4 protein-coding genes are annotated in these 9,867 nt (G+C 70.4%); 2 read left to right on the top strand and 2 right to left on the bottom strand.

The window, feature by feature from the left end; genetic code table 11:
* Both Q0D57_RS11740 and Q0D57_RS11735 read right to left on the bottom strand, forming a co-directional pair.
* Positions 1–901: MoxR family ATPase (locus tag Q0D57_RS11740; protein WP_291043630.1), on the bottom strand; the 901-nt coding region annotated here is incomplete at its 3' end.
* A 22-nt stretch (positions 902–923) separates the two neighbouring features.
* A complete protein-coding gene (locus Q0D57_RS11735; protein WP_291043627.1) occupies positions 924–6,947 on the bottom strand; it encodes an Ig-like domain-containing protein in 6,024 nt (2,007 codons plus the stop codon).
* A gap of 299 nt (positions 6,948–7,246) precedes the next feature.
* On the opposite strand from Q0D57_RS11735, the gene Q0D57_RS11730 reads away from it, so the two are divergent.
* Positions 7,247–8,266, top strand: a complete 1,020-nt coding sequence (locus tag Q0D57_RS11730) for a 2-dehydropantoate 2-reductase N-terminal domain-containing protein (protein WP_291043624.1) — start codon at positions 7,247–7,249, stop codon at positions 8,264–8,266.
* A 92-nt stretch (positions 8,267–8,358) separates the two neighbouring features.
* Positions 8,359–9,834: an amidohydrolase family protein gene (locus tag Q0D57_RS11725; RefSeq protein ID WP_291043621.1), complete on the top strand. Its 1,476-nt coding sequence runs from the start codon at positions 8,359–8,361 to the stop codon at positions 9,832–9,834.
* The last annotated feature ends 33 nt before the right edge of the window (positions 9,835–9,867 follow it).

The raw sequence follows: 9,867 nt of genomic DNA, 5'->3' as shown, positions 1-9,867 counted from the left end.
CGCCGGAGAACTCGGCCTCCGCGTCGAGCACGAAGCGGTGGGTCCAGACCGGCCCCGCGAGCTCCTTGATGTCGTCGGGCAGCACGTAGTGGCGGCCCTGGGCGGCGGCCCACACCTTGGAGGCGCGGATGAGCGCCATCGCGCCACGCACCGAGACGCCGAGGCGCGACTCGGGGGCGATGCGGGTCTCCTCGGCCAGCTGCGCGGTGTAGCGCAGGATGGCGGGATCGACGTGCACCGTGGCGGCGAGGTCGGCCATGTCGGCGACGGCCGAGGTGGTGATGACGGCCGAGAGCGTCGACGAGGGGTTGCGGTTGGCGGAGCCGGCGAGGATCTTCTCGGCCGAGGCCAGATCCGGGTAGCCGATCGTGGTCTTGATCAGGAAGCGGTCGAGCTGGGCCTCGGGCAGGCGGTAGGTGCCGGCCTGCTCGATGGGGTTCTGGGTGGCGATCACGAGGAACGGGCGGCCCACCTCGTGGGTCACGCCGTCGACGGAGACGCGGGACTCCTCCATCACCTCGAGCAGCGCCGACTGGGTCTTCGGGCTGGCCCGGTTGATCTCGTCGGCGAGCACGATCGAGGCGAAGATCGGCCCCTTGTGGAAGTCGAACTTGTGGGTGTCCTGGTCGTAGATCGTCACGCCCGTGACATCCGAGGGCAGCAGGTCGGGGGTGAACTGGATGCGCTGATGGGTGCCCTGCACGGTCGCCGCGATCGCCTTGGCGAGGCTCGTCTTGCCCGTTCCCGGAGCATCCTCGAGCAGCACGTGGCCTTCGGAGATCATCGCCATCAGGGTGAGGCGGATGACGTGCTCCTTGCCGAGCACGGCCAGGCCGACGTTCTGCACGAGGCGGTCGAAGGTGCCGGCGAACCAGGTCGCCTGCTCGGGGGTCATGGTCATCGAGGGTCCTTTTCGTGGGTGGTCATCGTCGGGCTTGAGCTTGCACGCCGCCGCAGGTGATGCGGGAGGCCTGGCTCTCGAGCGTGTACGCGGTGCCGGGGGTGTCCTCGGACCACCATTGGGTGTTCTTGCTCGAGTTGCGCGGGAGGGTCTCGGGCCAGCTGCTGCCGGACCAGTTGCAGGTGACGTCGCCGCCTCCCGGCCAGTCCTCGAGCGTGATGCGGAGGTTGTAGCAGTTGTTGACGCCGCTGGAGCCGTCGTCGTCCGCGCCACAGGGTGTGCCGCGGGAGATGAACGCCTTGGGGGTGGGCGGGTTGCCGCTCTCGCCGGAGGTCTCCTTGGCCGAGGTCTGGCCGGCGGCGTCCGAGACGTTGACCCGGATGGTGTGGCGCTCGTTGTAGCCGTCGCCGACGGTGGTCGATCCTGAGGGGTCGCGCGAGACGAGGTTGCCGTCGACGTACACCTCGAACGACTGGGCGCGGCCGTTGCCGGGCGGGGGAGACCAGCTCAGCGTGACCGAGCGCGGATTCTGCGACGCATTCACCGAGGGCTCTCGGAGCGGTCCGTAGGGGTTCGCCGCGTTCGACGTGCCGCTCGGGCCGGGCTGGACGCCCTCGACCGACGAGACCGCCCAGACGTCGAAGGTGTAGTCGGTGCCGTCGCTCAGGCCACCGATCTGCCCGCCACCTGCCGCGATGCCCCCGGTCGCACCGGTCTGGTTGACCCGGTACTGGTACGAGACCTCACCCGCCCGGCTGCCGTTCGTGGCGCCGGGGGTGAACGTCAGGTTCACGGTGCCGCTGGCGCCGGTCGGTGCCGCCGAGACGCCCGTGGGCGCCGACGGAGGGATCGCGCCACGTCGGCCGGCCGACTCGGTGCTGAAGGCGCCGTCGCCGGCCTTGTTGCGGGCGGAGACCCGGAACGAGTAGTCGGTCTCGTTGACCTCGACGGCCACGTTGGCCGAGGTGCCGCCCACCTGCTGCGAGTTCACGAGGGTGCCGCCGCGGAGCGTCTCGAGCGTGTAGAGCGAGATCGGGTCGCCATTGGCGGCGGGCGCTCCCCACGAGACGCTGATCTGGGCCTGGTTGCCCACGGGGGTGGCCGGCGTCGTGGTGGGCGCGCCGGGCGCATCCGGAGCACGTGCCGGCACCTCGGTGGCCGACCAGGCACTGAACTCGCTCGGCTCCGGAGCCCGGTTCACGGCCTGCACGCGCACCTGGTAGGCGGTGCCGTTGGCGAGGCCCTCCCAGGTGAGGGCGTTGCCGGTCACGTTGTAGCGCGACGCGGCACCGCGCTCGGGCGCGGGGGAGATCTCGAGGTTGAACGACTGCACGGCGGAGCCCGGGGTGGGCGGGGTCACCCACGAGACCGCGAGGCTCTCGTCGCCGAACACGAGGGTCGGCGGCTGCGGCTGATCGGGCCGGGCGTCCGGGCGGGCGGGGCCCGACGAGGGCGACGGGTCCGAGGTGCCGACCGAGTTGGTGGCGGTCACGGTGAAGTAGTACTCCACGTCGTTCGTGAGGCCGGTCAGGGTGCAGGTCGTCGACGAGCACTGCTGGGAGAACCCGTTCTGGCTGGTCACCGTGTAGCCCGTGATCTCGGCGCCGTTGTTCACCGGCGGCGTCCACGACAGCACGACGGTGCGGTCCTGGATGCTCGTGACGGTCGGGGTGGCAGGGGTGCCTGGGCGGCCCTGCACCGTGAGCCGGATGCGTCCGTCCGCGGCTCTCGAGGCGTCGCCCGTCGCATCCTGCACCGTGTAGCGCACGACCATGGTGCCCACGAAGTCGGCCGCCGGGGTGACCGAGACATCGGAACCGCCGGCCGACGCGGTGCCCGAGCCCGTCTCCACGACGGTCTCGGTGATCGTCAGCGGGGTCTCGGGGAACGGGTTGTAGTCGTTCGCGAGCACGGGCACCGAGACGGTCGCGCCCTGGTTCGCCTGGGGCACGACGTCGTCGGTCGCCGACGGGGGGTTGCGGGTGGTCGAGAGCACGTTGACCGTGACGGTGCCGCGGACGGCGGGGTTGACCCCGTCGGAGACCTCGATCTGGATGGCCGAGGCGGCGAGCCGCGCGTTCGCGGCGGCGCTCACCACGAGCGTCGAGCCGTCGAGGCGGGCCGAGACGTCGTCGGCCTCCTTCTCGGCGATCTGGAAGGTGAGGCCCTCGAGCTCGCCCTCGTCCGGGTCCTGGGAGTTGGCGCGGAGGTCGACGGTGCCCTCGCCGTCGCCCGCGGCGACGTCGACGGAGGCGCCCACGAAGACCGGCGGCGTGTTGTAGTCGGAGACGACCTCGATGGGGATGACGAGGTTCGACTTCTTGCCCTCGGGGTCGTCGGGCCCCGTGCCGTCGGTGACCTCGAAGCTCAGGGCGTCGGGGCCGTCGTAGCGCGCCTTCGGGGTGTACTTCATCGAGTTCTCGTCGACCAGCAGGTCGTCGCCGTTCGACATCGAGGCGCGCACCTTGGCGGCCTCGGTGATGCGGGCCGTCTTGCCCTCGGCCACGAGCACGTAGTCCTCGAGCTCGATCTCGGCGGTCTCGCCGTCGTTCACGACGATGGGCTCGATCCCGGGCCGGAGCACGGGCCCCATCTCGTCGATGCCGGGCACGTACACGAAGGCCGAGGCCGACAGGCCGTCCTGGTCGGTGACGGAGTAGGTGATGATCTGCGAGATCGGCAGCAGCTGGATCCGCACGAGGCCGTCGCCCACGGCCGAGGCCGTGAGGTTCGACTCCGTGGCGGGCACCGAGACGGTGAGCTCGTCGATGATGCCGTCGGGGTCGTCGTCGTTGACCCGCACGTCGATGTCGACGTAGGGGCGGTCCAGCGCATCCGAGGTGGGCACGGTGTCGTCACGGGCGATGGGGCTCGCGAGCGGGGCGTCGGGGCTCACCGAGAGCAGCAGGCTGCCCACGCCGGTCGCACCCCAGCGGTCGACGATCGTGTAGAGGATCGTGTAGTCGCCCGCCTGGGCCGGCGCGGTCACCATGACGCGGCCGCCCTCGACGGAGGCCTCGATGCCCTCGGGCACCTCGAGGCCGTTCTCGCGGATGGCGATGGGATCGCCGTCGGGGTCGGTGTCGTTGGCCATCACGTCGATGGCGAGCGTGCGCCCCGGTCGCGCGGCGGCCAGGTCCTTGACCGCGTACGGCGGCTGGTTGGACTCGCTGGCCGGGATGATGCCCACGAGCACGGTCGCCGTGGCGGTCGCGCCGAGCTTGTCGCGCACCTTGTAGGTGAAGGTGTCGGTGCCGATCGAGGAGGGGTAGGCCTCGTAGACGAGCCACGACTCGCCCACCTCGGTGATGCGGCCCTTGGTGGGAGCCGAGTCCTGGCCGATCAGCCGTACGGAGTCGCCGTCCGGGTCGATGCCGTCCAGCGGCACCGGGATGCGCACGCTCGTGCCCTGCAGGGCCCGGATGGTCACGTCCTGCGGCCGCGGCGGCGAGTTGGTGCCCGCATCCGGGGCGACGATGCGGATGGTGACGTAGCCGGCATCCTTCTGGCCCTGCGAGTCGACGACCTCGTAGGTGGCGTAGACGGTCTTGGCCTCGGGGCCGGCCTTGAAGCGCACGACGTCCTCGGCCACGAAGATCTCGCCGTCGACGGGGTCGACCAGCGGTTCGATCAGCGTGGGCGAGAGCGAGATGGTGTCGCCGTTGGGGTGGTAGTCGTTGGCGAGCACCGGGATGGTGGCGACGTCGCCGGCGCGGACGGTCACGGTGTCGTCGACCGCGACCGGCGGCAGCAGCTGCTCGGGTGCCGGGATGGGCGTGATGAACACCTCTCCCCGTGCCGAGGCCGCACCGTTCGAGACGGTGTAGACCACCGTGAGCGGCCCGGTCAGGCCGCGGTCGGTGATCCGCAGGATCTCGTGCTCGAGCACCTCCACGGTCACGGGGGCGTCGGCCGGCAGCTGCACCGACTGCACGGCGAGGATGCCGCCGTTCGGGTCGGTGTCGTTCGCGAGCACGTTGACCAGCGCCGAGCGCCCGGTCGGCACCTGGGCGGTGTCGCGCACGGGGATCGGCGGGGCGTCGCTGTCGTCGGGGGCGACCACGTCGACCCGCACGAGGCCCTCGGCCGTCTTGGGGCCGTCGGAGACGAGGTACTGCACGTAGTACTGGCCCACGTTGGCGGCGGTGAAGTCGAACACGCCCGTGATGTAGTCGGCCTCGATGACGGCGCCGGGCGTCTCGTTCACCTTGGCGAGGCGAAGCGGTGCGCCCGACGGGCTGAGGTCGTTGTCGAGCGGAGCGATCGTCACGCGCTCGCCCGCGGTCGCGACGACGAGGTCGATCGTTGCCACGGGGGCGAGGGAGCCCACGTCGCGGACGAGGAAACGGATGCCGACCTCGGTCTCGCTGCGGCCGTCCGAGACGATGACGGTCGCGTTCTTCGGCCCCGTCTCGGTGCTGATGCTCGTGAAGGTGATCTCGCCGTCCGGGCGGTACTGGATCTGGTCCTCGGTGCCGGTGGAGGCGCCCACGACGTACAGGTCGTCGCCGTCGGGGTCGACCACGTCGGGCAGGATGTTGTGCCGCACGGTGGCACCGACCTCGGTCAGCACCTCGGAGTCGCGCCGCTGCGTGGGCGCGTTGTTCTCGCCGTCCTCGCGCACCGTCAGCGACACGACGGCGGTGTCGGTGCCGCCCCGGCCGTCGTCGATCTTGTAGGAGAACCGGCTGCTGCCGGAGGCGCCCTCGTCGACGACCACCTGCAGGGCCGCTCCGTTGAGGATGCGCTGCACCGTGCCCGCGGTGGGCTGACCGCCGTCGAGAGCGGCCGTGAGCACGTCGCCGTCGGGGTCGATGTCGTTGTCGACCACGGGGATGATGACGGTGCGGCCGGCCCGCACGCCGAACTCGTCGTCGACGGCCTCGGGCGGGGTGTTCTCCTCGGAGCGGTCGGGCAGGATGACCTGCAGCTCCTCCTCGGTGGAGTCCTCCTCCTCCTCGGAGTCGCTCTCCTCGGGCGGCGGCGCGATGTCGTCCCAGTTGTCGACCTTCTTCATGTCCTGGTTCACCAGGAACACGACACCGGTCGACACGTCGTTGAGCACGATCACGTCGCGGTTGACCCGGAAGCGGAGCTCGGCGTTCGCCGCGAGCCCGTCGATCTTCTGCTCGACGTCGTTGGCCTCGCCCGAGCAGTCGCGGATGTAGTCGGCGGATCCCGCCCAGGCCGCGTAGGCGCATCCGTTCAGGAAGGCCGGCGCCGCGGGCTCGCCCGGCTCGCCGGAGGTCTGCAGCACGGTGGCGTCGCCGCCGGCGAGCGGCTGGCGGATGAGGGCGGTCGCGGTGGCAATGAGCACGTCGTCCGAGGCGGGGCCGGCCTCCTGCACGAGCCCGCCCTCGGCCTCGGGGATGACGGCGGTGCCGCCGCCCGGGAGGTAGACGGTGCCCGAGGAGGAGTCGAACAGCACCGCGGAGTCGCCCACCGTGGTGAGGGAGATCGGCGTGCCCTTCTCGATCGTCGGCAGTGCGGTGCTCGTCGGCTCCTCGGGGAGCGCGCCGTCTTCGTCGAGGGAGAAGGTGAGGAGGGCGTTGTCGGTGGAGGAGAGCGCGTGGATGTTGCCGTCGACGTCGGTGACGGCGGCCGAGCCCTGGCCGAGCGAGGCCATCGGCTTCTCGGGGTCGATCACGAACGAGCCCGCCCGGTCGGCGGGGCTCGCGTAGAGGGAGCCGGTCTCCCGGTCGAGCAGCGAGACGGTGGGGCCGCCGAGGGAGACGGTCGACTCCGGCGGGAGGTTGACGGGCGTCTCGAGCGCCACGGTCATGGGGTTCACCGGGGTGAGGGTGGCGCCGGAGGAGTCGAGCAGGAAGACGGTGTCGCCGTTCTGCAGCACGTCGAACTCGGTCGATCCCGTGCGGAGCCCGCCGTCGATCACCTGGGCCGGGTGGTTGAGGTGGCCGAGGAGGAGGCCCGTCGGCTTGGTCACCCAGACCCCGCCGTCGTTGAGCTCCACGTCGGCGGTCTCGACGCCCTCGTAGACGAAGGCCATCGTCGCGATCCCGACCGACAGCGCCACGATGGTCGCCACCGATGCACTGGTCGCCTTGTGGCGGCGAATGGCCTGGAACAGCCTCACGGGTCCTCGAATCGTCGGTTCAAGCAGCTTGCGAGGGTAAGACTGTGCGGGGTCGTGGGGCTGGGTGACCCGTGCGACCGGCGGCTCAGAACTTCGGGTGGACTGTGCCCCGCACGAGGGTAATTCAAGCACGGTTCCCAAACCCCGCCAAAACAGTGGCGAAGGGGATTTTCGGTCTCGGTCTCGACGCATCCGGCGTGTACTATCACTTCACACGCAATGTGAACCAATACATGACAAGCGAGGATTCGATGAAGAAGATCGCAGTGGTCGGGACCGGAGCCAACGGTGCCGGGATCGGTGCCGACATGGTCAGGGCCGGATTGGACGTGACGTTCATCGAGCAGTGGCCGGCCCACGTGGAGGCCATCCGGGAGCGCGGCATCGAGGTGCGGATGCCCGATCGCACCGAGGTCACGCAGGTGCCCGCCCACCATCTCTCCGACGTCGCGACGCTCCGGGATCGCTTCGACATCGTCTTCGTGGGGGTCAAGGCCTACGACACGAGGTGGGCCTGCGAGCTCATCAAGCCCCTGTTGAAGCCGGACAGCCTCGTGGTGGGGCTGCAGAACGGCATGACGATCGACGACATGGCCGATGTGGTGGGTGCCGACCGCACGATCGGCGCCGTCATCGAGCTGGCCTCCAACATGTGGGAACCGGGCATCACCAATCGGCAGAACCCGCCCGAGGAGTCGTGGTTCGCGGTCGGCAGCATCTCGCCGGGCACGCGAGGGCGCGAGGAGGAGGTGGCCGAGGTGCTCCGGCACGCGGGCACCGTGGAGGTCTCCGACGACATCCGCTCGTCGAAGTGGATGAAGCTCGTGGTCAACGCCGCCGAGCTCGTGCCCTCCGCCATCCTGGGCCTCGAGCTCAACACGGCCGCCGAGGTGCCCGGCATGTACGACTTCATGCTGAACTGCGGCAAGGAGGCCGTGCGGGCCGCGAGTGCGAGCGGCAGCCGGATCCGGCCGATCTTCGGCATGGGCGACGAGAACGTGGGCGACCCGGATGCGTTCGCCGAGCACCTCTTCGAGATCGTGCTCACGCAGTACTCGCTGCCCGACACCAAGACCACGTCGCTGCAGGACTGGCTGAAGGGCCGTCGCAGCGAGGTCGCCGAGATCAACGGGCTCGTCGTGACCGAGCTCGAGGCGGTGGGGGAGCCCGCACCGTTCAACCGGCTCGTGGTCGATCTGGCGGCGCGCGTGGAGGCGGGCGAGCTCGCCATCGACCCCGACAACGTCGGGTTGCTGCTCGCTCCACTGTAAATAGTTACTGCACCTATAAGTAAAGTGCGAGTTGACATGAACACTCGCACTTCACATACTGAATCGACCCGGCTTGCTCAACGAGGAGAACCATGGCTGCACCCGACCGCATCGTGATCCGAGGCGCCGCCGTCGCGTCGGTGGATCCGGGGATCGGTGACCTCGAGCGCGCGGACATCCTCGTGGAGGACGGCGTCATCGTCGCCGTGGCCCCCGTCTCGGCCGAATCGGGTGTCAGCTCCCTCACGGTCGACGAGGGCTCGGCGGTCGTGATCGACGCCTCCGAGATGATCGCGATCCCCGGCCTCATCGACACCCACCGGCACACCTGGCAGGCCCAGCTCCGCGGCATCCTCGCCGACGGCACGATCCCCGACTACCTGCGCGGGATGCGGCTGCAGATGGCCATCCGCTACCGGCCGGAGGACATGTACGTCGGCAACTACGCCGGAGCCCTCGACGCCCTCAACTGCGGCGTCACCTCGCTCGTGGACTACTGCCACAACATCCTCGACCCCGAGTGCGCGCACGGCGCCGTGTCGGGCCTGCTGGACGCGGGGATCCGCGGGCTGTACGGGCACGGGATGACCCCGGTCACCTCGAACACCTGGTCCGAGAGCGCCGGCGGGCGCGAGGGCGTCGTCGACCCCGCCGCCTTCGGGCCGCGCGCCGCGCTCGCCCGCGAGATCCGCGAGCAGTACTTCCGCGACGAGTCGCAGCCGCTCCGCTTCGGGATCGCCCCCCAGGAGCTGCCGATCGCCCCGGTGGCCGCCGTCGCGGCCGAGTTCGCCCTCGCCCGCGAGCTCGGCGCGCGGATGACGATGCACGCCAACCAGCTCGCCGTGCGGCAGCTCTTCCGTGACGTCGAGGTGCTGCACGAGCACGACCTCCTTGGCCCCGACCTCCTGCTCGTGCACTGCAGCTTCAACACCCCCGAGGAGTGGGAGCTGCTGCAGGGCACCGGGACGACCGTGTCGGTGTGCGCCGAGACCGAGATGCAGATGGGCATGGGATTCCCCGCCATCCGTGAAGCGACCCTGCACACTCCGGGGCCGAGCCTCGGCATCGACTGCGTGAGCGGCGACAGCGGCGACCTGCTCTCGCACGCCCGGCTCGTGCTGCAGGCCACCCGCTGGCGCGACGACAGCGCCGGCTACGAGCAGCTCGTGGCGCCGCAGGAGATGCGCTGGACCACGAAGGACGCGCTCTCCTGGATCACGATGAACGGCGCGGTCGCCGCGGGCATCGACGACCGGGTGGGCTCGCTCACCCCCGGCAAGCGCGCCGACATCGTGCTGCTCGACATGGGCGGCATCAGCCAGGCCGGCTGGAACCGCCGCGACCCCACCGGGGCGGTCATCTCGCAGACCAACTCCGGCAACGTCGACACCGTGCTCGTCGACGGCCGGATCGTGAAGCGCCACGGCCGCCTCGTGCACGTCGACGTCGAGTCGGCGCTCGCCAGGACCCGCGCCTCGCACGACCACCTCTACGAGGAGATGGACCGCCACGGCGGCTTCATCCCGCAGCCGCCCGTCGACATCCCGCTCTACCGGGAACGGGCCTGACGGCCCATCCCTCCACCCCACGACCCCCTGACC

Origin of the sequence: Herbiconiux sp. (genome assembly GCF_023264895.1) — a bacterium.
Lineage (GTDB): Bacteria > Actinomycetota > Actinomycetes > Actinomycetales > Microbacteriaceae > Herbiconiux.
Note: the sequence above shows the minus strand (reverse complement) of the source record. Positions and strands in the feature narration are given on the sequence as shown.